General features: G+C 41.2%; 23 protein-coding genes and 2 pseudogenes. 14 read left to right on the top strand and 11 right to left on the bottom strand.

The features are described 5' to 3' along the window. Positions 1-6: 6 nt before the first annotated feature. The 5 genes from BLW31_RS05975 to BLW31_RS05955 all read left to right on the top strand — a co-directional run bounded on the left by BLW31_RS05975 (position 7) and on the right by BLW31_RS05955 (position 6977). Entirely contained in the window at positions 7-4404 is a 4398-nt protein-coding gene (locus BLW31_RS05975; protein WP_010538470.1) for a cobaltochelatase subunit CobN, read from the top strand. Between the two features lie 51 nt (positions 4405-4455). Further along, positions 4456-5157, top strand: a complete 702-nt coding sequence (gene hmuT, locus BLW31_RS05970; protein WP_010538471.1) for an HmuT family protein — start codon at positions 4456-4458, stop codon at positions 5155-5157. A gap of 33 nt (positions 5158-5190) precedes the next feature. Further along, positions 5191-5808: a MotA/TolQ/ExbB proton channel family protein gene (locus tag BLW31_RS05965; RefSeq protein ID WP_010538472.1), complete on the top strand. Its 618-nt coding sequence runs from the start codon at positions 5191-5193 to the stop codon at positions 5806-5808. Then, a complete protein-coding gene (locus tag BLW31_RS05960; RefSeq protein WP_010538473.1) occupies positions 5805-6131 on the top strand; it encodes a DUF2149 domain-containing protein in 327 nt (108 codons plus the stop codon). Before BLW31_RS05965 ends, BLW31_RS05960 begins: the two co-directional genes overlap by 4 nt. Before the next feature lie 579 nt (positions 6132-6710). Then, positions 6711-6977: a hypothetical protein gene (locus BLW31_RS05955; RefSeq protein WP_010538474.1), complete on the top strand. Its 267-nt coding sequence runs from the start codon at positions 6711-6713 to the stop codon at positions 6975-6977. Positions 6978-7178: 201 nt separating this feature from the next. Here BLW31_RS05955 and BLW31_RS05950 read toward each other — a convergent pair whose 3' ends face one another. Then, complete coding sequence (locus BLW31_RS05950) at positions 7179-7847, bottom strand: bifunctional 4-hydroxy-2-oxoglutarate aldolase/2-dehydro-3-deoxy-phosphogluconate aldolase (RefSeq protein WP_010538475.1); 669 nt, start codon at positions 7845-7847, stop codon at positions 7179-7181. A gap of 60 nt (positions 7848-7907) precedes the next feature. After that, positions 7908-8933: a sugar kinase gene (locus BLW31_RS05945; RefSeq protein ID WP_010538476.1), complete on the bottom strand. Its 1026-nt coding sequence runs from the start codon at positions 8931-8933 to the stop codon at positions 7908-7910. 252 nt (positions 8934-9185) lie between these two features. Between BLW31_RS05945 and BLW31_RS05940 the strand changes: the two genes are divergently transcribed. Continuing rightward, complete coding sequence (locus tag BLW31_RS05940; protein WP_010538477.1) at positions 9186-10250, top strand: LacI family DNA-binding transcriptional regulator; 1065 nt, start codon at positions 9186-9188, stop codon at positions 10248-10250. A 25-nt stretch (positions 10251-10275) separates the two neighbouring features. Beyond that, on the top strand, positions 10276-11766 hold the full coding sequence (locus tag BLW31_RS05935) for a UxaA family hydrolase (RefSeq protein ID WP_010538478.1): 1491 nt from the start codon (positions 10276-10278) through the stop codon (positions 11764-11766). Between the two features lie 166 nt (positions 11767-11932). Here the strand turns inward: BLW31_RS05935 and BLW31_RS05930 are convergent. Beyond that, positions 11933-12169 (bottom strand): annotated as a pseudogene (locus BLW31_RS05930) (MFS transporter); the annotation flags it as partial. A gap of 202 nt (positions 12170-12371) precedes the next feature. Between BLW31_RS05930 and BLW31_RS05925 the strand changes: the two are divergent. Genes BLW31_RS05925 through creD form a run of 3 tightly spaced genes read left to right on the top strand, consistent with a single transcriptional unit; the run spans position 12372 to position 14649 of the window. Beyond that, positions 12372-12971, top strand: coding sequence for a hypothetical protein (locus BLW31_RS05925; protein ID WP_010538480.1), 600 nt, complete (start codon positions 12372-12374; stop codon positions 12969-12971). After that, positions 12972-13268, top strand: a complete 297-nt coding sequence (locus BLW31_RS05920; protein WP_010538481.1) for a winged helix-turn-helix domain-containing protein — start codon at positions 12972-12974, stop codon at positions 13266-13268. It abuts the gene before it with no gap. A gap of 25 nt (positions 13269-13293) precedes the next feature. Further along, positions 13294-14649, top strand: a complete 1356-nt coding sequence (creD, locus tag BLW31_RS05915) for a cell envelope integrity protein CreD (RefSeq protein ID WP_010538482.1) — start codon at positions 13294-13296, stop codon at positions 14647-14649. 122 nt (positions 14650-14771) lie between these two features. Here creD and BLW31_RS05910 read toward each other — a convergent pair whose 3' ends face one another. The 7 genes from BLW31_RS05910 to BLW31_RS05880 all read right to left on the bottom strand — a co-directional run bounded on the left by BLW31_RS05910 (position 14772) and on the right by BLW31_RS05880 (position 18879). Next, entirely contained in the window at positions 14772-15359 is a 588-nt protein-coding gene (locus BLW31_RS05910; protein ID WP_010538483.1) for a hypothetical protein, read from the bottom strand. Next, entirely contained in the window at positions 15359-15640 is a 282-nt protein-coding gene (locus tag BLW31_RS05905) for a DUF2089 family protein (RefSeq protein WP_010538484.1), read from the bottom strand. Before BLW31_RS05905 ends, BLW31_RS05910 begins: the two co-directional genes overlap by 1 nt. Before the next feature lies 1 nt (position 15641). Further along, entirely contained in the window at positions 15642-16616 is a 975-nt protein-coding gene (locus BLW31_RS05900) for an alpha/beta hydrolase (protein WP_010538485.1), read from the bottom strand. Positions 16617-16826: 210 nt separating this feature from the next. Further along, on the bottom strand, positions 16827-17057 hold the full coding sequence (locus BLW31_RS25200; protein ID WP_488174968.1) for an SUMF1/EgtB/PvdO family nonheme iron enzyme: 231 nt from the start codon (positions 17055-17057) through the stop codon (positions 16827-16829). Positions 17058-17149: 92 nt separating this feature from the next. Next, the gene (locus BLW31_RS05890) at positions 17150-17680 is read right to left on the bottom strand and encodes a DinB family protein (protein ID WP_010538486.1); all 531 of its coding nucleotides are present in this window, start codon (positions 17678-17680) and stop codon (positions 17150-17152) included. Positions 17681-17741: 61 nt separating this feature from the next. After that, positions 17742-18422 (bottom strand): RNA polymerase sigma factor, encoded by a 681-nt coding sequence (locus BLW31_RS05885; protein WP_010538487.1) that lies wholly within the window; start codon positions 18420-18422, stop codon positions 17742-17744. Positions 18423-18435: 13 nt separating this feature from the next. Continuing rightward, positions 18436-18879, bottom strand: a complete 444-nt coding sequence (locus BLW31_RS05880) for a GNAT family N-acetyltransferase (RefSeq protein WP_010538488.1) — start codon at positions 18877-18879, stop codon at positions 18436-18438. Positions 18880-19139: 260 nt separating this feature from the next. On the opposite strand from BLW31_RS05880, the gene BLW31_RS05875 reads away from it, so the two are divergent. Continuing rightward, a complete protein-coding gene (locus tag BLW31_RS05875; RefSeq protein ID WP_010538489.1) occupies positions 19140-21374 on the top strand; it encodes a S9 family peptidase in 2235 nt (744 codons plus the stop codon). An 85-nt stretch (positions 21375-21459) separates the two neighbouring features. Here BLW31_RS05875 and BLW31_RS05870 read toward each other — a convergent pair whose 3' ends face one another. Further along, positions 21460-21807, bottom strand: a complete 348-nt coding sequence (locus tag BLW31_RS05870; protein WP_010538490.1) for a winged helix-turn-helix transcriptional regulator — start codon at positions 21805-21807, stop codon at positions 21460-21462. Positions 21808-21973: 166 nt separating this feature from the next. Here BLW31_RS05870 and BLW31_RS05865 point away from each other — a divergent pair, with 166 nt between their 5' ends. The 3 genes and pseudogenes from BLW31_RS05865 (at position 21974) to BLW31_RS05855 (ending at position 26995) form a co-directional block, all read left to right on the top strand. Continuing rightward, positions 21974-22501: a DJ-1/PfpI family protein gene (locus BLW31_RS05865; RefSeq protein ID WP_022301164.1), complete on the top strand. Its 528-nt coding sequence runs from the start codon at positions 21974-21976 to the stop codon at positions 22499-22501. A gap of 633 nt (positions 22502-23134) precedes the next feature. After that, positions 23135-23755 (top strand): annotated as a pseudogene (locus BLW31_RS05860) (sensor histidine kinase); the annotation flags it as partial. Between the two features lie 120 nt (positions 23756-23875). Then, complete coding sequence (locus BLW31_RS05855; protein ID WP_022301166.1) at positions 23876-26995, top strand: ATP-binding protein; 3120 nt, start codon at positions 23876-23878, stop codon at positions 26993-26995. Positions 26996-26998: the final 3 nt, after the last annotated feature.

Here is a 26998-nt window from a genome sequence, read left to right as displayed (position 1 = left end):
AGAGAAATGAAAAAGAAAAGTAAAATCATTTTAGGTGGATGCATCGTCGTAGCAGCCTTGACAGGGCTATCCGTATGGAATACCTGGTTCAGCGCTACAAAGATTGCTTTCGTCAACTTCCAGACGATACAGCAGGGAAGTATTTCGAAAGCCAACGACAATTCATTCATTAAACTTAGTGAAGTGTCTCTTGACAATCTCGATCGTCTGGCCAATTATGACATGGTATTCATCAATGGCATGGGACTGCGTATTGTCGAAGAGCAGCGTCAACAAATACAGCAGGCAGCGGATAAAGGTATCCCTGTATACACTTCCATGGCTACCAACCCGGCCAACAATATCTGCAACCTCGACAGTATACAGCAGAATCTCATACGCGGCTATCTAAGCAACGGTGGAAAAACCAACTACCGCAACATGCTGAACTATATCCGTAAAGCCATCGACAGAAAGGCTTCTGCCGTACCCGAAGTGGAAGATCCGGTAGAAAGGCCTAGCGACATGCTTTATCATGCCGGAATCAGTAACCCGGATGATGAACTCGAATTCCTCACTGTTACCGATTATGAGAAATTCACGCGTGATAACAACCTTTATAAAGAAAAAGCACGAAAAATCATGATTACCGGACAAATGGCAGATGCCACCGATCTGATCAAAGCGCTCGAAAATGCAGGATACAATGTGTATCCCGTTCAATCCATGACAAGATTTATGTCATTCATTGATGAAGTGCAGCCCGATGCTGTTATTAACATGGCACACGGACGCATGGGAGATAAAATGGTAGATTATCTGAAAGCTAAGAATATCCTTTTGTTCGCTCCGCTCACAATCAACAGTCTTGTGGATGAATGGGAAAATGATCCGATGGGTATGTCGGGAGGGTTCATGTCGCAAAGTATCGTGACACCGGAGATAGACGGAGCTATTCGTCCTTTCGCCCTTTTTGCACAGTATGAAGATAAAGAAGGATTGCGTCATTCATATGCAGTTCCCGAACGTCTGAAGACTTTTGTATCTACGATAGATAACTATCTGAATCTGAAAACGAAACCAAATTTTGAAAAGAAAGTAGCAATCTACTACTACAAAGGTCCCGGTCAAAACGCATTGACAGCTGCCGGAATGGAAGTAGTACCTTCCCTTTATAATCTTCTGCTTCGGATGAAACAGGAAGGATATAATATATCCGGCCTCCCTGCCAATGCACAGGAACTGGGAAAAATGATACAAGCTCAGGGAGCAGTATTCAATGCTTATGCAGAAGGAGCTTTCAACGAGTTCATGCAAAACGGACACCCCGAACTGATAACAAAAGAACAGTATGAAGGTTGGGTGAAAGAATCACTTCGTCCCGAAAAGTATCAGGAAGTAGTAGATGCTTTCGGTGAATTTCCCGGCAATTATATGGCGACTCCCGATGGTAAACTGGGTATCGCCCGTTTACAATTCGGCAATGTTGTGCTTTTGCCACAAAATGCTGCCGGAAGCGGTGACAATTCTTTCCAAGTGGTACATGGTACCAACATGGCTCCGCCACACACCTATATTGCTTCCTATTTATGGATGCAGCACGGTTTCAAGGCCGATGCACTTATCCACTTCGGTACACACGGCAGTCTGGAATTTACTCCAAGAAAGCAAGTTGCCTTATGCAGCAATGACTGGCCGGACCGTCTGGTAGGGGCTGTTCCTCATTACTATATCTACTCCATTGGGAACGTCGGAGAAGGCATGATGGCCAAACGCCGTTCTTATACTACATTGCAGTCATACCTCACTCCTCCTTTTCTGGAAAGCAGCGTGCGGGGCATCTACCGGGAATTAATGGAAAAGATCAAAATCTATAATAATTCTCAAAAGGAAAACAAAGACCAGGAAGCACTGGCTGTGAAAATCCTGACTGTGAAGATGGGTATTCACCGTGATTTAGGACTGGACAGTATTGCCAACAAACCATATACAGAAGATGAAATCGTCCGTGTAGAAAACTTTGCCGAAGAGTTGGCTACAGAGAAAATCACAGGACAACTGTACACTATGGGGATTCCTTACGAACCGGAAAGAATTACTTCTTCTGTTTACGCAATGGCTACAGAACCAATTGCTTATAGCCTTTTTGCCCTTGACAAGCAACGTGGAAAAGCGACAGAAGCTGCCGGAAAGCATCGGAGTGTCTTTACACAACAATACCTCACTCCTGCCCGCCTTCTGGTAGAAAGACTGATGGCTAATCCTTCACTGGCGAACGATGAACTGATTTGTCGTACAGCCGGAATCACTCCGCAGGAACTAGCAAAGGCAAGACAGATAGAAGCAGAGCGTAATGCCCCCAAAGGCATGATGGCAATGATGATGGCTGCCGCAGCCCAGAAGGATCAGGCAGATAAAACAAAATCAGGCAATGGTCATCCCACTTCGGCAAAAACAGAAACAAACCCTCATGGCAAAATGCCCGAAAGCATGAAAGAGGCCATGAAAAAAATGGGAGCTAACATGGACCCGGAAAAAGCAATGGAAATGGCTAAATCTATGGGAGCCAGCCCGGAAGCATTGAAGAAGATGGAAGCCGGCATGAAAGCCAATAAAGAGCAAAGCAAAACTGCAAATACTCCGGGCAAACCGGAAAAAACGGAAAATGCCGAAAAACCACAGGGGATGTCAGCTATGATGGCTGCTATGGGAAAAGCTCCGAAAGAATACAGCAAAGAAGAAGTAGAATTCGCACTTGCAGTAACCGAAGTAGAACGTACAATCAAGAATATAGCTAACTATAAAAATGCACTGCTGACAAGCCCTGAAGAGGAACTTAGCAGTCTGATGAATGCATTAAAAGGTGGATACACGGCCCCTACTCCCGGTGGTGACCCGATCGCTAATCCGAACACGCTGCCTACCGGACGCAATATGTATGCTATCAATGCCGAAGCAACTCCGACAGAGTCTGCGTGGGAAAAAGGGATTGCTTTAGCCAAACAGACGATCGAGACATACAAGCAACGTCACAACGACTCCATACCACGCAAAGTCAGCTACACACTCTGGTCATCCGAGTTTATTGAAACCGGCGGAGCAACCATCGCACAAGTACTTTATATGTTAGGAGTTGAACCTGTCCGTGACGCTTTCGGTCGTGTCAGTGATTTAAAACTGATTCCTTCTGCCGAGTTAGGACGCCCACGTATTGACGTAGTGGTCCAGACTTCCGGACAGCTCCGTGATCTTGCCGCCTCCCGCCTCTTCCTTGTCAATCGTGCAGTAGAGATGGCTGCCACGGCCAAAGACGACCAATATGAGAATCAGGTTGCCGCCAGCGTAATAGAAGCCGAACGGGTACTGACCGAAAAAGGACTAAGCCCGAAAGATGCCCGCGAAATTTCAACGTTCCGGGTATTCGGAGGAACCAACGGCATGTATGGAACAGGTATTCAGGAAATGGTGGAATCCGGCGACCGTTGGGAGAATGAATCGGAAATCGCAGATACTTATCTCAACAATATGGGAGCCTATTACGGCAGTGAAAAGAATTGGGAAGTATTCCAGAAGTTCGCTTTCGAAGCCGCACTGACCCGAACGGATGTTGTAGTACAGCCACGACAAAGCAATACTTGGGGAGCTTTAAGCCTCGACCATGTATACGAATTTATGGGAGGTATGAATCTTGCCGTACGCAATGTGACCGGCAAAGATCCGGATGCCTATCTCAGTGATTATCGCAATCGGAACCACATGAAGATGCAAGAACTGAAAGAAGCTGTCGGCGTAGAAAGCCGTACCACTATTCTGAATCCGACTTACATCAAAGAGAAAATGAAAGGTGGAGCCTCTTCCGCAAGTGAATTTGCAGAAGTTATCACAAACACCTATGGATGGAATGTGATGAAACCAGCCGCAATCGACAAAGAACTCTGGGATAATATATATAATGTATATGTGAAGGATGAACTGAACTTGGGAGTCAAACAATATTTCGAGCAACAGAATCCTGCAGCTCTGGAAGAGATGACTGCTGTAATGCTTGAAAGCGCCCGCAAAGGGTTGTGGAAAGCAAGTGAAGAACAGGTTACAGAGTTAAGTAAACTTCATACGGAAATCGTCAATACTTACCGTCCGTCGTGTTCCGGATTTGTTTGTGACAATTCCAAACTCCGTGACTTCATTGCATCTAAAGCTGACGCACAAACCGCTACACAGTATAAAGAGAATATCTCTAAAATCCGTGAAGCAAAAGCCAGCGGAAACAATAAGGGAGTGGTCATGAAAAAAGAAGAAATAAATCAGACAGCCGAAAAGCAAACAAATACATTGAGCAATGTAGCTGTAGGCATCGCTGTTATAATCGTTATTCTTGCTCTGATACTCTTTGTACGCAAGCGTCGCAAAAACAGTCAGATGTAAGTCCTGAGCGGTGAATTATCAATCATAAATTGTAAATCGTAAAATCGTATAATGGATACAGTTGTTCTTGTACTTATGCTTCTTACAGCATTCAACTTTCTGTTGAAGCAAACGTTCTGGAAATTGATAGCGGTCTGCATTATCGCCGCTATCTGCGCTGTCTTCACCGGATTAATGTGGCCATATGCTATCGAGCAATCGAAAACTCAGATAGCAAACTGGCTGAGCAATCAGCCTTTGATGCTGGATACTTCCGTGCTTCTCAGTGTGGAAGTCTGCATACAAATGGCTTATGCCATGCTTGCCGTCCACGTGGCCAATGACTATCCGGTCAAACCGCGCATGATACTCATGTACCGTTTCCTCCGCTGGTTTCCGGGATTATTGATTTTTCCCGTTCTATTCAGCGGTCTGGTATATCTCATCTTTGCTTTTCCCGGCACTTCATTCCAGACGATAGCCTGGAGTTATGCAGCCTTTATTCTGGCAGCTATTCCTTGTGGCAGATTTATACTCCTCCATTTACTGCCGGAGAAAGAGCTACGCCTCGAACTATTTTTCCTGACCAATGCCTTGGTAGCCGTTCTGGGAATTGTTGCCACAGTCAACGGAAAGACTTCCGCAGCAGGTGTCAGTGAAATAGACTGGAAAGCATTGGCAGGCGTCATAATCATTGCATTGGCTGGTGGAATTCTCGGTCTTCTCTGGTGGAACATCCGAAATAGAAATAAAGAAAAAAGTGTGAAACAATAAAAGAATAAATAACGCATTAAATTATCAATAACAATGAATCTTATATCAGACATTTTATACTGGATCTCAACAGGCCTACTTGTTCCTGTGATCGTTTTATTAATCATCCTCTTTTGCCGTGCAATCATACTTGCCGGTAGTTTCTATGGTCAATATCTGTCTATCCGTAAAACAGAGGCTCTGCTCCGTAACGAACTGAACAAACTGACTCCGGATACCGTCGGAGAACTTGGCTCCAATCTTCCGGAAAACTCCAGATCCCTTGTCATTATGTATATGCGCCAAGTATTGGATGCGCGTGATACTCCGGCACAGGTACAACGCTTATTAGCTAATTTTGAAATTGCAGCAGACAAAGATTTAGCCATCTCTAAAACTCTGACTAAACTGGGCCCTATCTTAGGGTTGATGGGAACGCTGATCCCAATGGGCCCTGCCCTTGCAGGACTGGCCAGTGGTGATATTGCTTCCATGGCTTACAACATGCAGATTGCTTTCGCCACCACTGTAGTCGGACTGGTAGCAGGTGCCGTAGGTTTCCTCACACAGCAGGTGAAACAACGCTGGTACTTACAGGATATGACCAATCTTGAATTCATATCCGAACTGCTCAATGACAAACGTTCAATCAATAAAACTACAGAGAAATGAAGCATAACCTATTACGAAAAGAAGAAGACGCCGATCCTATCAGTGTAGTATCCAACCTGTTCGACATTGCGATGGTTTTTGCTGTTGCATTGATGGTAGCACTCGTCAGCCGGTATAACATGACAGAGGTCTTTTCGCAGGAAGACTATACGATGGTGAAAAATCCGGGTAAAGAGAATATGGAAATCATTACCAAAGAAGGTAATAAGATCAACCGATATACTCCATCTGAAGATCAGGATAAGAAAGAAGGAAAACGTGGAAAGAAAGTAGGTATCGCCTATGAACTGGATAATGGTGAAATCATTTATGTACCCGAATAACCGATTTAAGATTGGTTTAAAGTAAATATATACATAGTATCTTGTTATTCTGAATTTGCCGAAAGATCTCCTTTTCTTATACATAAACAGAAAGGAGACTCTTTGGCAAATTTCAAGTGACAGATCGCACAGATTTAACACACACATGATAGTACTCTTGCCAAAAGATCACAAAAAGCAATCACATTTGTATATAAAGGTAGTCCTTGCCCTCATTGTCATGATAAGCTGCTTCAATCTGTTTGTCATTACACAGCAGCGATAACCCCGAATGTACATGCCTGTTTGCCTGATGAATAATGTTGATGAAAATGAGTATATCTACAATCGCTATTTCCCTCTCATCAGCATCTTCTGTTTATTACTAATGCTTCTGCCTGTCTACATTCTCCACCGCCGGCAAACGAACAAGAGAAAAAGCTCTTAAAAATTGATTTATATCAAATCCTTTGAAAAGAATAGTCTTCTCATGCTCTATCATTTACTTTTTTAATTACCTTTGCGCTGATTTTAAAAATCCCTTTGAACTAACCCTTTAGTACTATGTTGTATTACGTATCATTTAAAAGGGTAAAAAAGATGTCTACAGAAGTATTAGTGGATACTGTATCCACAACAACAGATAGCTGCCAGATGGTAGCAACAGAAACAACACTGCAAGTAACAGCCGTCGCCAAGTCTGACAATCAGACTACCACTAATGAGGCTTACGCAGCTATACCTCCACGTCGTACTTTCAATGAACAGAAGCCGTTTGTATTTTCAATCATAGGCTTTGCCGTGGTATATATTGCAGCACTCGTTATCGGACGAATTATCAAAGTACGAATGGTTCATCATTCTTAAAAAGAACGACCGCAGCAAACAAAAAAAACAAGTCACCGAAATGATCACTCATTCCGATGACTTATCCCCTTTAAACACCTTTAAACAAAATGGAAAAATATGCCTCATTACTAACTAAACTAACTAACCCTTTGAGGCATATTTTGAAGAGGCTGACACATCAGCCTCTTGTTTTATATAGATGGCTTTCGCCGTCTAATCTTACTTGCGTGCTTCAGCGATATAGCCGAGAGCTTCCTCGCATTTTGCAGTTACATAAGCCCAGTCTTCTGCCGCTACCTTATCTTTCGGGAACAGTTTAGAGCCCATACCTACACAGAATACACCGGCTTTGATCCATGCTGTCAGGTTTTCTTTGGTAGGTTCTACCCCGCCTGTCACCATCAGCTTAGACCATGGCATCGGAGCCATTAACCCTTTTACAAAGTTAGTTCCGTAGACATCTCCAGGGAATACTTTGCAAAGGTCACAGCCTACTTCCTGCGCAAAACCAACTTCTGATACAGAGCCACAGCCCGGAGTGTAAGCCACCAGACGACGGTTACATACCTTAGCGATTTCCGGGTTGAACAACGGACCTACTACAAAGTTAGCTCCCAGTTGAAGATACATTGCAGCAGTAGCCGGATCAACGATTGAACCGATACCGATAGCCATTTCAGGACATTCTTTTGCTGCATATTTCACGATTTCAGCAAACACTTCCTGCGCAAAGTCACCACGGTTGGTGAATTCAAAAGCGCGGACACCACCGTCATAACAAGCTTTTACAACTTTCTTTGCCACTTCTGCATCTTTATGATAGAACACAGGAACCATACCTGTAGAGCCGATTTTATTCATTACGGCTATTTTATCGAATTTTGCCATCTTATTATTTACTATTTTAAATGAATTGACTATTCAAATTTTCAACTCTCTATTCTCAACTTATCTCTGTACGCGACCACTTGCGTCACCACCAGCCAAAGCTTCAACTTCTTCTATAGAAACTAAATTGAAGTCACCATTGATAGTGTGTTTCAAAGCAGATGCAGCAACAGCGAATTCAAGAGCAGCACCTTGGTTAGGCTTAGTCATCAAACCATGGATAATACCACCGGAGAAAGAATCACCACCACCTACACGGTCAATAATCGGATCGATATCATAACGTTTCGAAGTATAGAATTCTTCACCATTGTAGATCATAGCTTTCCAGCCGTTGTGAGTAGCCGAGAAAGATTCACGCAATGTAGAAACAACATATTTGAATCCGAACTCTTTCATCATCTGCTGGAAGATACCCTTGTAACCTTCAGCATCTGTATGACCTGCTTCAACGTCAGCATCCGGTTTGAAGCCCAGACAAAGTTCTGCATCTTCTTCGTTGCCGATACATACATCTACATACTGCATCAATGGTTTCATGATAGACTGAGCTTTTTCTTTAGTCCACAGTTTCTTACGGAAATTCAAGTCAACTGATACAGTCACACCGTGACGCTTCGCAGCTTCGCAAGCCAGACGAGTCAGTTCGGCAGCTTTATCGGAGATAGCAGGGGTGATACCAGACCAGTGGAACCAGTCAGCACCTTCCATGATAGCATCAAAATCGAAGTCAGCGGCATCAGCCTCAGCAATAGCAGAATGAGCGCGGTCATAGATAACTTTGCTAGGACGCATAGAAGCACCAGTTTCCAGATAATAGATACCTACACGGTCTCCACCACGAGCAATAAAGTCTGTCTTCACACCATATTTACGCAAAGCGTTTACAGCAGACTGTCCGATTTCATGTTTTGGCAATTTGGTTACGAAATAGGCTTCATGTCCGTAGTTGGCACAGCTTACTGCAACGTTTGCTTCTCCACCACCATATACTACATCAAAAGAGTCAGACTGAACAAAGCGAGTATTACCCGGAGTTGACAATCTAAGCATGATTTCGCCTAATGTAACGACTTTCTTTCCCATAATCTTATGTTTTAAATTCTAAGTTATTAATATTATGAAGTTTCAATTTATCATTTTCAGTCCATTTTAGGGTTTAAACAGCTGATTATATGACATTTAATCTATAAACAGAGTAACGCCACACACCTTTCGTGTGCGGGCACAAAGATACAACAATTTTCGTAATTACAAAAATTGTTATATATTTGTGTCGAAAATATTAAGATTATTATTGTGTGCGAGCACATAAACCTATATAAATAAGGTGATCGTATGAATAAATTGCCCGAAAGAATCAGAATCAAAGACATCGCCCGCTTAGCAGACGTGTCAGTAGGAACAGTAGACCGCGTCATTCACGGGCGCAGCGGCGTATCAGAAGCAAGTAAAAAACGGGTGGAAGAAATTCTGAAGCAGCTTGACTACCAACCTAATATGTATGCCAGCGCTTTAGCATCCAACAAAAAGTATACATTCATTTGCCTTCTGCCCCAACACTTGGAAGGTGAATACTGGACCGCAGTAGAATTGGGCATCCACGAAGCCATCGCTACCTATTCAGATTTCAATACTTCAGTGAAAATCAACTATTATGATCCTTACGATTACCATTCGTTTGTAGATGCCAGCGAAGCAATTCTGACTCAACAACCGGACGGAGTTATGGTAGCTCCTACAGCTCCTCAATATACTAAAGGATTCACTGACCAGTTGCAAGCACTGGATATACCTTTTATATATATAGACTCAAATATTAAAGACGTCCCTCCCCTCGCCTTCTTTGGGCAGAACTCACGCCAAAGCGGATACTTTGCCGCCCGTATGTTGATGTTGCTTGCCAGAGACGAAAAAGAGATTGTCATTTTCCGCAAAATACATGAAGGAATTGTCGGTTCTAATCAACAGGAAAACCGGGAAATCGGATTCAGGCAGTACATGAAGGAACATCATCCGTCTTGTAATATACTGGAGCTCGACTTACATGCAGAGCGTAATGATGAAGATAACGAAATGCTGGATGAATTCTTCCGCGCCCACCCGAGTGTGAAGAATGGAATCACTTTCAATTCGAAAGTCTACATCGTTGGCGAATATCTGCAAAGCCGCGGAAAGAAAGATTTCAATCTGATAGGTTATGACCTTTTGGAACGAAACGTCACCTGCCTGAAAGAAGGAAGCGTTTCTTTCCTCATAGCCCAGCAACCGGAGCTACAAGGTCTCAATGGTATCAAGGCACTGTGCGATCACCTCATTTTCAAGAAAGACGTGACCTGCATCAACTATATGCCAATTGACTTGTTGACTGTAGAGACAATAGACTATTACCATAGCAAATAACAACAAAATCCAACTAAACAAGTACATGGAAACAAAGTATTTAAGAATTAATCCTGCCGACAACGTTGCTGTTGCCATTGTTAACCTCCCGGCAGGAGAGCATCTCTCTGTAGATGGCATTGAGATTACACTGAATGAAGACATTCCTGCCGGTCATAAGTTTGCACTCAAAGATTTTGCAGAAGGCGAGAACGTAATCAAGTATGGTTACCCTATCGGCCATGCCCGCATGGCGAAGAGACAGGGAGACTGGATGAACGAAACGAATATCAAGACGAACCTTGCCGGACTATTGGAATATACCTATAATCCGATTCAGGTTGCATTGGATATCCCCCATAAAGACCTAACTTTCAAAGGTTACCGCCGTAAGAATGGTGATGTCGGTGTAAGAAACGAAATCTGGATTATCCCGACTGTAGGTTGTGTAAACGGTATCATCGGACAACTAGCCGAAGGTTTGCGTCGCGAAACAGAAGGAAAAGGGGTAGATGCTATCGTTGCATTCCCCCACAATTACGGTTGCTCACAGCTTGGTGACGACCATGAAAATACGAAAAAGATTCTTCGTGATATGGTACTTCATCCCAATGCAGGTGCAGTATTGGTGGTAGGTTTGGGATGTGAAAACAACCAGCCGGATGTATTCCGTGAATTTCTGGGTGATTTCGATCAGGATCGTGTAAAGTTTATGGTTACTCAGAAAGTAGGCGATGAATATGAAGAAGGAATGGAAATTCTGCGTGACTTATATGCTGAGGCATCTAAAGATGAACGTACGGAAGTGCCTCTGTCCGAATTGCGTGTTGGTCTGAAATGTGGCGGTTCCGATGGTTTCTCCGGTATTACAGCCAATCCGTTATTGGGTATGTTCTCCGACTTTCTGATTGCGCAGGGTGGTACAAGCGTGCTGACAGAAGTTCCGGAAATGTTCGGTGCAGAAACAATCCTGATGAATCGTTGCGAAAACAAGGACTTGTTCGAACAGACTGTGCATCTGATTAATGATTTCAAAGAATACTTCCTGTCACATGGAGAGCCTGTGGGTGAGAATCCATCTCCGGGTAACAAAGCCGGAGGCATCTCTACCTTGGAAGAAAAAGCACTGGGATGTACACAGAAATGTGGGAAGAGTTATGTATCCGGGGTGATGCCTTACGGAGAACGCCTGCAAAAGAAAGGGCTCAATTTACTTTCTGCCCCGGGTAATGACCTGGTAGCTGCCACTACTCTCGCAGCCAGCGGATGTCATATGGTACTTTTCACTACCGGACGCGGAACTCCTTTCGGTACTTTTGTTCCGACAATGAAGATTTCTACCAACTCTACTTTAGCAAAGAACAAACCGGGATGGATTGATTTTAATGCCGGAGTGATCGTTGAAAACGAACCGATGGAGAAAACTTGTGAACGTTTTATCGATTATGTGATTAAAGTGGCAAGCGGCGAACTCGTGAACAACGAAAAGAAAGGTTATCGCGAAATTGCGATCTTTAAGACAGGAGTTACTTTATAAAAGTAATGTACATTTAACGCAATAGACTAAAACGAAACCTTAAAAGGTACGTAGAACAATATGAAGAGTTGCTATCCAATAGCCAACATAAGTTGGATCGGACAGCAACTCTTTTCATTATCAAAAACTCTTTTTATCTACAAGAACTTCAAAGCGCCTACTCATATTAAACCATATCATCCCCTGTCCTAAGGAATGTAACACGAATCGTTTTATGAAACGGGATAAAACGGGAGACAACAGCAATAATAACCGATATTACCAACAGATATCCCAGAATCTCTTTTAAAGCAAGCAGCAAACTTTGCTGTTGTAAGGTTGCATGGAGAGAATTAGTTGCTATTTGTACAGCTTCGTCATACTTGTGACCTTGTGACAGAGCCATGTTTAAAGACTGACTGTATTTCCCCCGAATTAGTCAAACATTTGACTAATTTCGTTTATATATCGAATTTAGTGATTACATACAACTTCATTTATCCATATACTAATCAATTATCAACGTATTAATAGTATATCTCAACATTTCTCTTCAAAATAATCCGATTAAAATCTTGTTCATCTGAAATCTTTTATTTTACTTTGCACTACAAAGTACTTTTTATATGAATAAAGACAAAGCATTAGAATCAGTAAATGAGATAAAAGAGTTGATGGAAAAGTCCTCAAAGTTTATCTCTTTCAGTGGTCTCGCTGCAATTATGGCGGGCATTTACGCATTAGTGGGCGCCTATGTCGCTACACAAGTTATTACACCAGACACAAAGTTGAGCACAGCTTTGGAACTAATGATCATAGTAGCTTCACTTGTATTGACAGTCTCCGCTGTCACTGCCTGTATCCTTTCCTACTATAAATCCAAAAAGACTGGGCAAAAGTTTTTTAGCCGGCTGACTTATCGGGCATTGTGGAATTTTTCTCTCCCGATGTTGACCGGAGGCATATTATGTATTTCCATTCTATTGCATGGATATTATGACATAATAGCATCAATCATGCTTTTATTTTATGGTCTGACATTAGTCAATGTTTCCAAGTTTACCTATTCAAGCATTGCCTGGTTAGGATATGCCTTTATCGGACTGGGAATCATCGACTGTTTTTGGGAAGGTCATTCCTTACTGTTTTGGGCCATCGGTTTCGGTGGGTTCCATATTCTATATGGCATATTGTTCTATTTACATTACGAAAGAAGGAAATCATAAATGATAGAAGCATTCCAAAATATTAATAAAGCATTCGAAAGCAAAGTCCGGTTGGGGATTATGGCTGTGCTGATGGTCAATGAGGAAGCTGATTTCAATTTTCTGAAAGAACAGCTTTCCCTGACAGATGGCAATCTGGCAAGTCATACCCGTGCACTGGAAGAGCTGAAATATATCGAATGCATAAAAGGTTTTGTAGGCCGAAAACCACGAACAGTTTTCCGAGCTACAAAATTAGGCAGAGATGCCTTTAAATCCCATATTGAAGCCTTAGAGAATTTTCTAAAGTCAACATAATAATTCATCTAAACACTATTATCTTATGGACGGTTTCAATGAAAAATCAAACGAAGAGGTAGAACAGCAGCAACCATTAGGATGCCTGCATCGCTTCTCAAAAACAATCAAAATTGTGATTATCGGAGGATTAATTATTCTTCTGATGATACCTATGTTTATGATCGAAGACCTCATCTCGGAACGAGGACGCACACAGGAAGAAGCAATTAACGAGGTAAGCGAAAAATGGAGCCTTGCACAGACCGTCACCGGACCGTATCTGAATATCCAGTATCCGGTCGTTACGGAAAACAAAGGGGAAAAGAAAGTATCTATCAAAGACCTGATGTTATTCCCTGACGAACTTTCAATCAATGGCCAGCTAAAAACAGAAATACTCAAAAGGAGTATCTATGAGGTCAATGTATATCAGTCGGAGCTCACATTGAAAGGTTCATTCAGCTCGGAAGAACTGAGAAAAAGCAGAATAGATATAGAGCAACTACAATTGGACAGAGCTGCCATTTGCCTGAACCTGACGGACATGCGGGGAATCAGCGAGCAAATCAGCATTGCTTTGGGAGATTCTGTTTATATCTTTGAACCGGGAATGGACAACAGGGGATTAAGCAGTACAGGTGTGCATACCATCGCTAATCTGTCGGAGTTGAAGACGAACAAGAAACTGCCTTATGAGATAAAAATAAAACTGAAAGGTTCTCAATCTCTAAACTTTATCCCACTGGGGAAAACAACTCGTGTTGATCTGAAAGCTAACTGGAGCACCCCCAGTTTTACAGGCAATTATTTGCCTAATAACCGGAATGTCACAGAAAAAGATTTCTCGGCTCAATGGCAGGTTTTAAATCTGAACCGTAACTATTCACAGGTCATGATGGATTACAGTGGTGCCAATATTAAAGAGGTGGATAATTCCAGTTTTGGTGTCAACTTTAAGATTCCGGTAGAGCAATATCAACAATCTATGCGTTCCGCCAAATATGCAATTCTGATTATCCTGCTAACATTCGGAGTAATCTTCTTCACAGAAATCATGAATAAGACCCGTATCCACGCTTTACAATATTTACTGGTAGGTCTGGCATTATGTCTGTTTTACAGCTTACTACTCTCCTTCTCCGAACATATCGGTTTCAACCCAGCATATTTAATATCGGCTGCATTAACCATTATGTTGGTAGGAGGATATATGTTTGGTATCATCAAAAAGAAGAAACCTGCACTGATCATGTCCGGATTGTTGAGCATCCTTTACCTTTATATCTTTATTCTCATTCAGCTGGAGACCTTCGCTTTACTGGCAGGTAGTTTGGGATTGTTCTGCATTCTGGCATTAGTAATGTACTTCTCTAAAAAGATAGACTGGTTCAATGAATAGGAAGCCTGGATGGCAATATAAACAGTCTTAACATGGTGACACTATCCCATTGTTATGGTGTCACTATATCTGTGTGATAGTGACACTATGACAGCAGGATAGTGTCACCATGTTTTTGACCGTCAATACAACCACCCGATCACTATACGGCACAAAACATCACCGCCGATAATTCCTACTAGTGCAACTGTCCACAACTGCCAGCTCTTCAGGTTGCAAGATACCTTCAATGCGTTAAACATCCATACAAGCATAACGATCAGAAAGGGTAATCCCAGCAACGACAAAACCACCGCTTGCAAGAAATAAGGTTGTGCCAGCAGCTTTTCGGGTGACATGTTCATATCCATTTGAGACAACATTCGCATAGGCGGCAATAAACTAATTAAATTCATCACCAGTAACGGTAACTGGGCAAACAGCACAGTGCCCAACACATCTACTATACGAATGTGGGAATGTGACAAAAAAACACCTCCAAGAAAGAACTGTAACGCAGGAATCAGCCACACGATCAAATGCTCCGCCAAATAACACCACCAAGCCGGATTGGGAGCAGGACCGAAATGAAGCAATCCGTGATAATGATAACCGGATATCCAACAGATCCACGTAGAAACAGCCAGACCTAAAACTCCCCAGCCCAATGCTTTCATACCGGCAATCCGAATGAACGGATTTACGATTTGTTCTATTACCTTATTTCCCATCATACATCCATTTTTGTTAGTTTTTCGATTAAATCATCCAATATATTTCGAACAGTAGGGTAACTGACTCCTATATTTTTTGCCATATCTTTCAAACTGCCACTCGATTTTACAAAGTCGAGTACAAACTGCTGTTCCTTTTCCGACAGCCGTGCCAGCAGAGGCAGTTCAAAATTACCACAAACCTCTGTATTACACTCTTCGCAAAACAACCGGTTCACTCTCAAAGGAGCATCACATGCCGGGCACTGTAATGGTAAACGCTTCTTTATCTCCCCCATATTACTTTGGTTTCTTTATAAATGAACTGACAGAAGATATTAAAATGGTATTCACAGGTAACGAAGGATTAGTATAAACAGCAAGTTGCTGTTGCTGATCCGTCACATCACAATCTTTCAAAACATGATTCATACGATCGATCAGAAGGAATCTGGCAGCAGGACAAGCCTTCTTCAATAGTTCCGCATCTTCCACGGAAACTTGAATGTCAGTTTTCCCCTGTACAATCAGAACGGATACTTTCAAAGCAGCAATAATAGTCTGAGGATTATATTTGTACCATGAAATAAGGTATGGCTGAACAGAAGCACGAAACAACGATTGTAAATACACAGGAACATCCGTCACCTCTTTACCACCCTTCAGCGACTCATTAATGGAAGCCACTTCTTTCAGCATCGCTTCAGGTAACTTCTGAGCGGCAACCTGAATTTCTATCAATTCATAAGCCGGACGCCCGGCTCCCGCCAACGAAACAAATCCCTTTACTTTCGGACGGTCCTTACAAGCCAACATACCAATCAACGAACCTTCGCTATGACCAACTACCGTAATACCGGTGAAACGACGGTCCTTTGCCAAATAATCAATCCATCCGATCACATCATTCACGTAATCTTCAAAACGTAGTTTTACCTCCTCCTTTCCGGCAGCAGCACTACTTGCTATCCCCCGCTTATCAAAACGCAAAGATGCGATGCCATTCTTCGCCAAACCTTCAGCCAGAAACTTCAACGAGTTATTCTTCATGTTACCAACAGCTGAATTTCCATCCATGTCAGTTGGTCCCGAACCAGCTATCAATAATACTACCGGCCATACTTTCCCTTCATCAGGAAGCAGCAGCTTTCCTTTTATATCCCCCTCTTTTGTATTCAAGACTACTGCTTGCTCTTCCACAGGAAGAATCTGAGCCTGACATAAAAAGCTACACAAGGATAAGAAAAGAGCTAAAGTAAGAGAGATACACTTCATATGATTTACATTTAGATGATTTAATTTATCACAAAAGTAATCACAAAAACGAATAAAACAAATAATTATTTGAATATAATTAAATCTATATTTAATTATATTCAATACTAATTGAATTTATAGTCACTTTTGTGAGTTATAATAAGACGAATATTTAAGAAATCATATGTTCCACATAACTTTTTCATATTTGAATATTGTTTTTAATGATTAAATAAAATCGGTTCTTACTACCCTGAAACCAACATTGACATAGCCTTGCGTACCCGTTCTTACGACATCCGATTTTTCGCTGCGACAATCATCACGGTCAGAGTCCCAACTACCACCTTTGACAATATACAAACCATCTGCGTTCGTGGATGAAGTCCATTCCCAGCAACTGCCCCAGAAGTCAATACCTCCACAAGCACCTGTGGTTTGATTGCCGTAACCGTATATGATTTATAAATACTTCACGAGTAGAACAAATATAATATGGGACACTGGTCTTCCGATTAATGCCCCATTTTTTTATAATTCCGCTTATATTATTATATTTCTTGTTTCATCCACACAATCGGATAGCCTAAATCTCTTTTGATAGCTTCCATTTCCGCACTATGCCACATTTCATGTTTGAAGCTCCATGCCAGTGCTTCATACTTTACTTCTGCTACCGGATGTTTAAACGGAAGAGGTTCCAAACAATCGGATAAGATATCATCATTTAATGTTTCCAAGCTACTGATACAAATTTGGTGAACAATCTCAAACTCTTCTTTTAATTTAAGTACGGGAATCATATCTTTTTCTATAGAACGGTGCATGGTTCCCATTCCATTAAATATTCTGTTATATTCTTTAATAGGCAACAGCTCTCCTACTTTCTTATTTACTCCTGTCACAGCAGTCATAGTATGAAAATTCTGCGAAACCAATAAATGTCCCACCTGCCAGATGAAATTTGAATCCGTACCCTCGGGAATCACATACCATAAATCTTCCGGCAATTCGGACATCAAACGTTTCACAAAAGCGCGAGCCTCTATCATCTGCTCTTTTAAAAATTCAATTTTACTCATAACTATATGTTTTTAAATTATACATATAGTTAGTGAAAACACACATGAGGTTTGTGACAACTTACAGCAAAAATCTCTCCCAATAATTTTTTCGAGGCAACTCTTTTTCAAATTTCCGGTATAAATCTGCCAGCCTCATCATTCTCTGCACTATTGCGTATTCCTTATCCATATCAATGGAATGTACCGGTTTACAAATACGACACTTACAGGTACCACCGGAATTATACAACGGACAGGTATCATTCATAAAAAGAGTGATTTTTTGAATTGAACGGTTATAGATTTGCCGTACATTGCTTTCTTTCAGTTCCATTATCGCACTAATTTGCCGATAGGGCAACCCTACATTTTCTCTAAAGATAAAAATCAGTCGGGCATCATTATTCAGACAATGATTCAGAGCAGTAATACACCAGTCGCATCTTTCCTTTATCCATTCCCGCTTTGCCTCTTCCTCACCGGAATATTCGATTTCAGGCAACGAACGGAAATATTCTACCTCGGTCATCTTCATCTGCCTTTCACCTTCCGCATACCTGCCGATGGTACGCCGGGCAATAGTATATATCCATGTAGAAAGTTCCGAATCGCCTTTAAAACTATGGAAACTTTTGCAAAGTTCATACCACACTTCCTGCGCCGCTTCGCGGGCTATTTCTTTATTCTGAATCATCCGGTGTGCAATCGTGGAAATCATATTCCCATATTCTTCCACCAACCGGTTTACATCCATTTCCATTACAGAGTAAACACTAAAATGTCTTTTTCAGATACACCATATCTACCAGTTGTTCACCGTCTTCATACATAGGGTGGTCATAATTGTCGGTAAAAAAGTTCTCTACCCGATGAGAGATGGTGAAGCCACAATGTTCGTAGAAAGATCTCGTAGAAGGCACATCTCCCGTTCCAACCAACATTTCAGAGCACCTCCCTTGATAATGTTCAAATAAAAATTGAATCAAGCGTTTACCGTATCCCTGTCGCTGGAAAAAAGAGATCGTAGCTATATTCTTAATTTCGTAAATCCTCTCCCCTTCACAGGTGACGACACAGCACGCTTTCAACCCGTCATCATACAGGACAAACATATCACCACGTTCCAGATAACGGTCGATCATACTTTCCTGTTCATCAGCCAGCAGCAACAGTTCCAAAAACTCTTTTTTATCAGAAATTACTTTTTTTATCTCCATATTGTAAAACTTTGAACATCTTATCAGTATCTTGCAAAGGTATAAAAATTCACCTGATAAACAATTTCTCGAAAGTATATCTTGAGAACCGGTCCAGCCGGTCCCTGCTCTGATATAAATGCTGAAATTGAGAATATCACATTCTAAGAATATACAGATACAATCAGACAATCGTCCAAATCAATAGAAAAATAATACAATGCGTTTGTTTTCTCCTATTATTATCGTTTACTTTGTTGGCAAATTTTAATCGTAGAATCATGAAAAACCTGTTATTAGCAGTCTTGCTCTTTTGCACAAACACAGCTGTTGCACAAGGTACCATAGAAGATTACCGCCGCGCTTACTCATCAGGAGAAAAATTCAGTGCCAACAAAGTATTCTATTCCAATGTGAATCCGGAGTGGATTGATGAAACACATCATTTCTGGTATGTGCGAAATACTCCCGAAGGACGTCTCTATGTATTAGTGGATGCCGACCATAAAAACAGGAAAGACTTGTTCGACCACAAACTTATGGCAACGGCTTTAAGTGAAGCATCAGGACGTAAAATAGAATCGACTTCTCTTTATCTGGATCGTCTGTCAGTCAATAAGAAGTTGGATACACTACGTTTCGTCTTCAACAATCATCGATGGATGTATGCCATCAACACCAATCAGCTGACAGACGAAGGCACTCTGCCGGCTCCACACAAACAACGCCACTGGATGGAAACTGACGACGAAAAAACAGCAACTCCCGTCTCCTCTCCTGACAGGAAATATGTAGCATTCATTAAGAATCATAATATATATGTAAAGGAAATAGCCACCGGAAAAGAAAGACAGTTAAGTCTCGACGGTACTTTGGGAAATTATTACTCAGCCTATATCCGTTGGTCTCCCGACAGTAAAAAAGTGGCTTCCTGCAAGATCCGCCCGGTAGAAAAACGCTATGTATATTATGTTGAATCCTCCCCTACCGACCAACTTCAACCTAAACTCCACAAACAAGAGTATGCCAAACCGGGAGACGAACTTCCATTTAGGATACCCTGCATTTACGAAGTAGAAACAGGACACGGTGTGATTCCATCAACAGATTTATTCTCTCAACAATATTATCTTACGAGTCCCGAATGGAATAAAGACAGCCAAGCCGTTACCTTCGAATACAACCAACGCGGCCATCAGGTTTACCGGGTATTGGAGCTTTCGGCTACAACAGGAAAAGTACGTCCGTTAATAGAAGAAACAAGTGATAAATACGTCAATTATTCCCGCCATTTCCGCCACGACTTGCAAGATGGAAAACGGATGATATGGATGAGTGAACGTGACAACTGGAATCATCTGTATATGTATGATCGCACCACAGCCCAACCTGTTCATCAGATAACCAAAGGCGAATGGTATGTACGTGATATTCTTCGTGTAGATGAAACGAACCAACTTATTTATTTTTCGGCAAATGGTGTACAGGCCAATGAAGATCCCTACCTGATCCGTTACTATCGTATCGGCTTCGATGGCAGAAATCTCACTTGTCTCACTCCGGAAGAAGGAATGCACAACGCATGGTTTTCCAAAGATATGCAATATCTGGTCGATGTATATTCAATGGTAGACAAAGCCCCCATAGCCGTACTCCGCAATGCTGAAAACGGAAAAGTCATCATGCCACTCGAAACTGCCGATATCAGCCGTTTGATAGCGGAAGGCTGGAAAGCCCCCGAAGTATTCACAGCCAAAGGACGTGACGGGAAAACGGATATGTGGGGAATCATCATTCGTCCCTCCAACTTCGACCCCGCCAAGAAATACCCTGTTCTGGAATACATCTACCAAGGGCCCGGCAGCCAATACGTCCCCAAGAATTTCATCCCCTATAACTATTATATGAGTGGTATTGCCGAACTCGGTTTTATTGTTGTAATGGTAGACGGTATGGGAACTTCTTTCCGTTCACGCAGTTTCGAAAACGTGTGCTACAAGAATCTGAAAGATGCCGGGTTACCCGATCATATCGCCTGGATAAAATCTGCAGCCCAAAAGTATCCTTATATGGATATAGATCGTGTCGGAATATATGGTTGTTCCGCAGGTGGACAAGAATCAATGACAGCAGTACTGTTTCATCCGGACTTCTATAAAGCAGCATATTCAGCCTGCGGTTGCCATGATAACCGCATGGATAAAATCTGGTGGAATGAACAATGGCTGGGATACCCCATTGGGGAGCAATATAAAGAAGGATCGAATGTTGAAAATGCCCATCTGCTTAGCCGTCCGCTAATGCTGGTAGTAGGTGAAATGGATGATAACGTAGATCCGGCTTCCACCATGCAGGTAGTGAACGCTCTGATCAAAGCTAATAAAGATTTTGAATTAGTCGTCATCCCCGGAGCCCATCATACGATGGGAGAAAGTTATGGTGAACATAAACGCTATGATTTCTTCGTGCGCCATCTGCTAAATACAACTCCACCGGGATGGAATGAAATAAAGTAGCATCCGTCTTCACTATGGATTATCAGGCGCAAATGAAGTCCTGTTTGTTTTCATTTGCGCCTAATAACACAATTGCCCTGACTGATCAGCTGCCTTTCCTATGCTCCAGAATCGTATCCATATTTTCTAAAGCCCAGCCAACCAATCCTTCAAGATGAGGAATTAAAGTTCCTCCTGTATCTGTCAGGTAATACTCTACACGGGGAGGAACTTCTGCATATATTTTCCGTTCAACCAAGCCGTCAGATTCAAGCGTACGAAGAGTAACAGTTAACATCCGCTGTGAAATATCCTCTATCGTTTTATGAATATCACTAAAACGCATCGTGCCATTGGCATTCAAAGTAATGAGTACCAGCATCGACCATTTGTCTCCCAAGCGGCATATAACATCTCTTACGGGACAATTCCCTGTCGGGTGAAAGTTTTTCATCTTTTAACGTTTTATATATTGTTGAGTTTCAGCAATAGTTACTTCCATGTAACTTCCTTATTCTGAGGTTCGTTATTGTATTTCTCAATCAAGGTAGATACATTTGCATCACAAAAGTAATAAACTTACTAAAAATAACTATTGTTTCACTCTAATAATGATGATTATGGCAAAGAAAGTAGCAGTTTTAGCAGTTAATCCGGTAAATGGGTGTGGTTTATTCCAGTATTTAGAAGCTTTTTTCGAAAACGGCATTCCATATAAAGTATTTGCCGTATCGGATACGAAAGAAATCAAAACTAATTCAGGAGTTACCCTGACAGTAGATGATGTAATAGCCAATCTAAAAGGACATGAGGACGAATTTGACGCACTCGTATTCTCTTGCGGTGATGCAGTACCTGTATTCCAGCAATACGCAGACAAGCCTTACAATGTAGACTTGATGGAAGTCATCAAGACCTTCGGAGAAAAAGGAAAGGTGATGATCGGGCATTGTGCCGGCGCCATGATGTTTGACTTTACAGGTATAACGAAAGGCAAAAAAATAGCTGTTCACCCGCTAGCCAAACCGGCAATTCAAAATGGAACCGCCACGGATGAAAAATCGGAAATAGATGGCAACTTTTTTACTGCACAAGATGAGAATACGATCTGGACAATGTTACCAAGAATCATAGAAGCATTGAAATAACCCTGGCAGTACATCTTAGAAGAATTCTACACAAAAGAAGAATGATTCATGCAATTGGATTATTAAGTCATTCGTTCCTTTAAAACCAACGGCCCGTTGCACACCGAGAAACGGGTCCTTGGTTTTAAACCAACAGGGTGTTGGTTTAAAAGGGAAAAAACAATACTCATATAGTATTAAGAACCAACGACTTACAAAATCCGCTTCCCACTCACCAATTTTCCCAATCCGTTCGTCAATAAAACACAACAATGAGCAGGTAACTATTGATAAAAAACAGATAGTACCCATTCCATACACCTACATATGGCGATTACTCTCTATAGTTAAGAAAAAACTGCTGTCACTCCTTCTGTTTTCGTATCAAAATAAAGAATAACGGACTATTACAAAAAAATAGTAAAACATTATTATCTTTCAAAAGTTTGTATATTAGCGACCTGAATATTTGAAAAGAAAAACGATACACATGCAACGTATCTAACCTTAGGTATAAACAGTATATGAACAAAGAGAAACAAGGATTTAGCGCATTTTTACTTCATTTTCTAGAACGATTGAACAGTGATAAAACTATCGAAGCAAAAATCACAGAATCGCTAACTGATATTTGTAAATACTATGGGTTTAAAAATTGTCGGTTTTGCAAGCCTCCTTGTCGAGTCAGACAGCAAAGAAGAGCGCCGGGAATACATTAATATTATGCAAGAGAATACAGATTTGCTGTTACAGTTAATATCAGATATTCTGGATCTATCAAAAATAGAAGCCGGAACTCTTGAATTCACGATGGACCATCTCAATGTCAAGAGCTTCTGTGAGGATATTATGCGCAATTACGACATAAAGGAGGACAAGGCAGTACCCGTTCTACTTGCTTCCAACCTTCCAGATTACTGCATTTATACAGATAAGAAACGTTTAATGCAGGTTATCACCAATTTCATCAACAATGCTCTCAAATTCACCAGTGAAGGTCAAATTCTTCTTGAATATCATCTGAACGAAAATAGTCAGACAATCGAATTTTCCGTGACAGATACAGGGATGGGCATCGCTCCGGACAAAAAAGAACATGTATTCGAGTGTTTTGTGAAATTGAATTCTTTTTCGAAAGGAACGGGGCTGGGATTGTCCATCTGCAGAAGTATCATAGATCATCTCGGCAGTCATATCGGGGTAGAATCCGAACAGGGAGCCGGTTCTCGCTTTCGGTTTACGCACCTATACAACATAAAAGATGAAATTCTTTAGTTAATATTTTCATTTTATCATTTTTTGAAGGGATATTATCGTTTTTCAGATTGTTTTTACTACTTTTGTCCATATCAAATCAACCATTAATTATTAAATCGAGCACAAACAGACCTCTTTATGAATATAAAAAAACATCTGCTACTGTTTTTTCTATGTTTCGTATCTATTACCCCTATTTTAGCGCAAAGAGACCACATAGATATCTCAAATTACATTTTGTGTATCAATTCCTATGCAGAATCTGCTCCATGGAGTAATCGGATGATCTCCGCTATATCAGAATATGTACAAAAAGTTCCCCAATTAACTTTATATGCGGAACATATGAATATGCTAATGATTGATACCGATACCACCTTGAAGGAATTCAAGAATCTTATTCAGGAAAAATATAGTAAACATCATCCACGTTTACTGGTATTATTGGGTAATTCAGCTCTATTGCTGCGCGACGAATATAGAGAACTATGGGGGGATATTCCTATCGTATTATGTTCGGAAGAAAACTATATAGGCTCACAAGAAGTCTATATATGCAAGCAACCGATTGTAAAAGCCGACTGTATACCACTCTCTCAACTGGCCGATCCATACAACTTGGTTCATTTATACTCTAACCTCTATCTTCAGGAAAACATACAACTAATATCTCATATAGTCCCCGATATGAAGAAATTTATATTTATCGGGGATGAACGGCAAATCAACCAAACCAATAGCATTGAGATACAGAGCAAGTTGAAAACCATGAATCCGGACATCGAATATCAGTTCATCACTCCGAAGAAATGGACAACCAACCAATTACTGGATTCATTGTATTTTATCGATCCGAATACAACAGGAATACTATTTGCTTCCTGGCTCTATAAAACTAAATTTGCGGGAAATACATACTTAGCTTCTAATGCCTACAAACTTATCGTGACAACCAGCGCCCCTATTTTCACCCTCAATATGGCCGACATTACCGAGGAAAACGGAGGTATGATAGGTGGCTATACTTACAATCAGAAACATTACAATCAGCAATTGATTCATATTGTCTCCGAAATACTTAATGGAAAGCAGGCACGGGAAATTCCTTTCTATACACCATCGGACGGTGTGCCCATCATTAATTATACTATCTTGCTTCGTAAAGGATACTCCCCCTCCATGTGTCCGCCCAACACCTGTTTTCTAAACAAACCACTCACTTTTTGGGAACAGAACAGGTACTTTATTATAGGAGCACTTTTCTTCATTCTATTATTGGCATTATTTTTTTTCTATCGTATTCATAATCTAAATATCATCAAAAAAGCACAGCAAAAAGAGATCGAAGCAATGGCAAACTATAAAAGCCTGATTAATAATATGCCTATTCTATATATGCAGGAAGAAGTGATTACTGACAAAAACGGTACTCCTATAGAATTGATTTACCGTAATGTGAATGCTCACTTTGAAAAGAAATTTTTCCGCAAAGAGAAAGTTATCGGAAGAAAAGCGAGTGAAATATTCCTTGAGTCAATGCCCCCATTCTTACACTTCACTCAAATAGCTTTGTCTGAAAATAAGATAATAACTTTTCCCTATTATTTCAAGAAAATAAATACTTTCTATGACATTGTGCTCAAAGCGAATCCTCAAAACAAGATGATCGATGTATTCTGCCTGGACAGTACGGAATTACACAGGGCACAACAAAAACTAAGTACTATCAATAATAAGCTAGCCATGTCACTCGATGTGGCAAACATTGTACCCTGGAAATGGGATTTGCAAAGCAAAACAATCCTATGTGACATCAATAAACCGATAGAGCTAAGCACACAAGGAAAAGACATTAATGAAGATCAATTGGCTGTTCCGGACAATCAATATTTTTCCAAGATATTCAAAGAAGACCGAAAACGGGTAGAACAAGCTTATCAGAACCTGATAGAAGGTCATTCGAAAAAAGTGAAAGAAGAGTACCGTGTGATCAGCACACAAAACGGATTTCATAGAATAGAATGGGTGGAAGCCCAGGCAGCTGTTGAAACGCGGGATGAGAACGGCAAACCGTTAACTTTGATAGGCTCCTCACTCGTTATTACCGAACGGAAAAAAATGGAAATGGAATTGATCAATGCCAAAGACCGTGCCGAAGAATCTAATCGTCTGAAGTCCGCCTTCCTCGCCAACATGAGTCACGAAATTCGTACTCCATTAAATGCTATCGTCGGCTTCTCCGGCATATTGGCCTCTACGGAGGAAGAAGAGGAAAAACAGGAATATGTCAGCATCATTGAAAACAATAATACCCTATTGTTGCAACTCATCAGTGACATCCTCGACCTATCCAAAATAGAAGCCGGAACATTGGATTTACATTATTCCGATATTGAACTCAATGATTTAATGAAAGATCTGGAAAACAGCTGCCAACTGAAACTCAAGTCGGATACTGTAAAGCTGGAATTTGTAGCTCCTGCAGAACCTTGTTTTGCACATATAGAAAAAAACAGGTTATCCCAGTTAATTATCAATCTTATAACCAATGCCATAAAGTTTACACCTCAAGGCAGCATCCGGTTCGGATATGAACACCAAAACGATGAGCTCTATTTTTACGTAACTGACACAGGTTGCGGCATCCCCCAGGATAAACAAGAAAGTATCTTCGGACGTTTTATAAAATTGAATTCCTTTACACAAGGAACAGGATTAGGGCTCTCAATTTGCCAGACACTCGTTGATCATATGGGTGGTAAAATCGGAGTGGAATCAGAAGAAGGAAAGGGGGCTACATTCTGGTTTACATTGCCTTACAAACAAGCCGAAACAGTAGAAAAGCCTCTCCCGAAGAAAACACAGACGATTTTCATAGAAAAGGACAAACTGATCATTCTGATTGCTGAAGACAATGAAAGCAACTATAAGTTATTCGAGTCTATTCTAAAATACGACTACCATCTGATTCATGCCTGGGACGGTCAGGAAGCTGTGAATATGTTCAAAGAATATAATCCGCAAATCATACTGATGGACATCAACATGCCCGTTCTGAATGGATATGAAGCAACTAAAGAAATTCGCAAATACTCCGCTAAGGTACCGATTATTGCAGTCACGGCTTTTGCATACGCTTCGGACGAACAGCAGGTAATGGAAAGTGGTTTCGACGGTTATATGCCGAAACCAATCAATGCCCGTCAGTTGAAGGCACAACTTACAGACATTATGCAAAAGCGCATTATATTGCTATAAAAT

The organism is Bacteroides faecis MAJ27, from assembly GCF_900106755.1.
GTDB classification, from domain to species: Bacteria; Bacteroidota; Bacteroidia; order Bacteroidales; family Bacteroidaceae; genus Bacteroides; species Bacteroides faecis.
This window is presented reverse-complemented; position numbering and strand designations above follow the sequence as displayed.

Excerpts from the sequence above, each read along its gene's own strand:
- BLW31_RS05975 (WP_010538470.1), top strand. The coding sequence starts at position 7 with ATGAAAAAGAAAAGTAAAATCATTTTAGGTGGATGCATCGTCGTAGCA.
- hmuT (WP_010538471.1), top strand. The coding sequence starts at position 4,456 with ATGGATACAGTTGTTCTTGTACTTATGCTTCTTACAGCATTCAACTTT.
- BLW31_RS05965 (WP_010538472.1), top strand. The coding sequence starts at position 5,191 with ATGAATCTTATATCAGACATTTTATACTGGATCTCAACAGGCCTACTT.
- BLW31_RS05960 (WP_010538473.1), top strand. The coding sequence starts at position 5,805 with ATGAAGCATAACCTATTACGAAAAGAAGAAGACGCCGATCCTATCAGT.
- BLW31_RS05955 (WP_010538474.1), top strand. The coding sequence starts at position 6,711 with ATGTCTACAGAAGTATTAGTGGATACTGTATCCACAACAACAGATAGC.
- BLW31_RS05950 (WP_010538475.1), bottom strand. The coding sequence starts at position 7,847 with ATGGCAAAATTCGATAAAATAGCCGTAATGAATAAAATCGGCTCTACA.
- BLW31_RS05945 (WP_010538476.1), bottom strand. The coding sequence starts at position 8,933 with ATGGGAAAGAAAGTCGTTACATTAGGCGAAATCATGCTTAGATTGTCA.
- BLW31_RS05940 (WP_010538477.1), top strand. The coding sequence starts at position 9,186 with ATGAATAAATTGCCCGAAAGAATCAGAATCAAAGACATCGCCCGCTTA.
- BLW31_RS05935 (WP_010538478.1), top strand. The coding sequence starts at position 10,276 with ATGGAAACAAAGTATTTAAGAATTAATCCTGCCGACAACGTTGCTGTT.
- BLW31_RS05925 (WP_010538480.1), top strand. The coding sequence starts at position 12,372 with ATGAATAAAGACAAAGCATTAGAATCAGTAAATGAGATAAAAGAGTTG.
- BLW31_RS05920 (WP_010538481.1), top strand. The coding sequence starts at position 12,972 with ATGATAGAAGCATTCCAAAATATTAATAAAGCATTCGAAAGCAAAGTC.
- creD (WP_010538482.1), top strand. The coding sequence starts at position 13,294 with ATGGACGGTTTCAATGAAAAATCAAACGAAGAGGTAGAACAGCAGCAA.
- BLW31_RS05910 (WP_010538483.1), bottom strand. The coding sequence starts at position 15,359 with ATGGGAAATAAGGTAATAGAACAAATCGTAAATCCGTTCATTCGGATT.
- BLW31_RS05905 (WP_010538484.1), bottom strand. The coding sequence starts at position 15,640 with ATGGGGGAGATAAAGAAGCGTTTACCATTACAGTGCCCGGCATGTGAT.
- BLW31_RS05900 (WP_010538485.1), bottom strand. The coding sequence starts at position 16,616 with ATGAAGTGTATCTCTCTTACTTTAGCTCTTTTCTTATCCTTGTGTAGC.
- BLW31_RS05890 (WP_010538486.1), bottom strand. The coding sequence starts at position 17,680 with ATGAGTAAAATTGAATTTTTAAAAGAGCAGATGATAGAGGCTCGCGCT.
- BLW31_RS05885 (WP_010538487.1), bottom strand. The coding sequence starts at position 18,422 with ATGGAAATGGATGTAAACCGGTTGGTGGAAGAATATGGGAATATGATT.
- BLW31_RS05880 (WP_010538488.1), bottom strand. The coding sequence starts at position 18,879 with ATGGAGATAAAAAAAGTAATTTCTGATAAAAAAGAGTTTTTGGAACTG.
- BLW31_RS05875 (WP_010538489.1), top strand. The coding sequence starts at position 19,140 with ATGAAAAACCTGTTATTAGCAGTCTTGCTCTTTTGCACAAACACAGCT.
- BLW31_RS05870 (WP_010538490.1), bottom strand. The coding sequence starts at position 21,807 with ATGAAAAACTTTCACCCGACAGGGAATTGTCCCGTAAGAGATGTTATA.
- BLW31_RS05865 (WP_022301164.1), top strand. The coding sequence starts at position 21,974 with ATGGCAAAGAAAGTAGCAGTTTTAGCAGTTAATCCGGTAAATGGGTGT.
- BLW31_RS05855 (WP_022301166.1), top strand. The coding sequence starts at position 23,876 with ATGAATATAAAAAAACATCTGCTACTGTTTTTTCTATGTTTCGTATCT.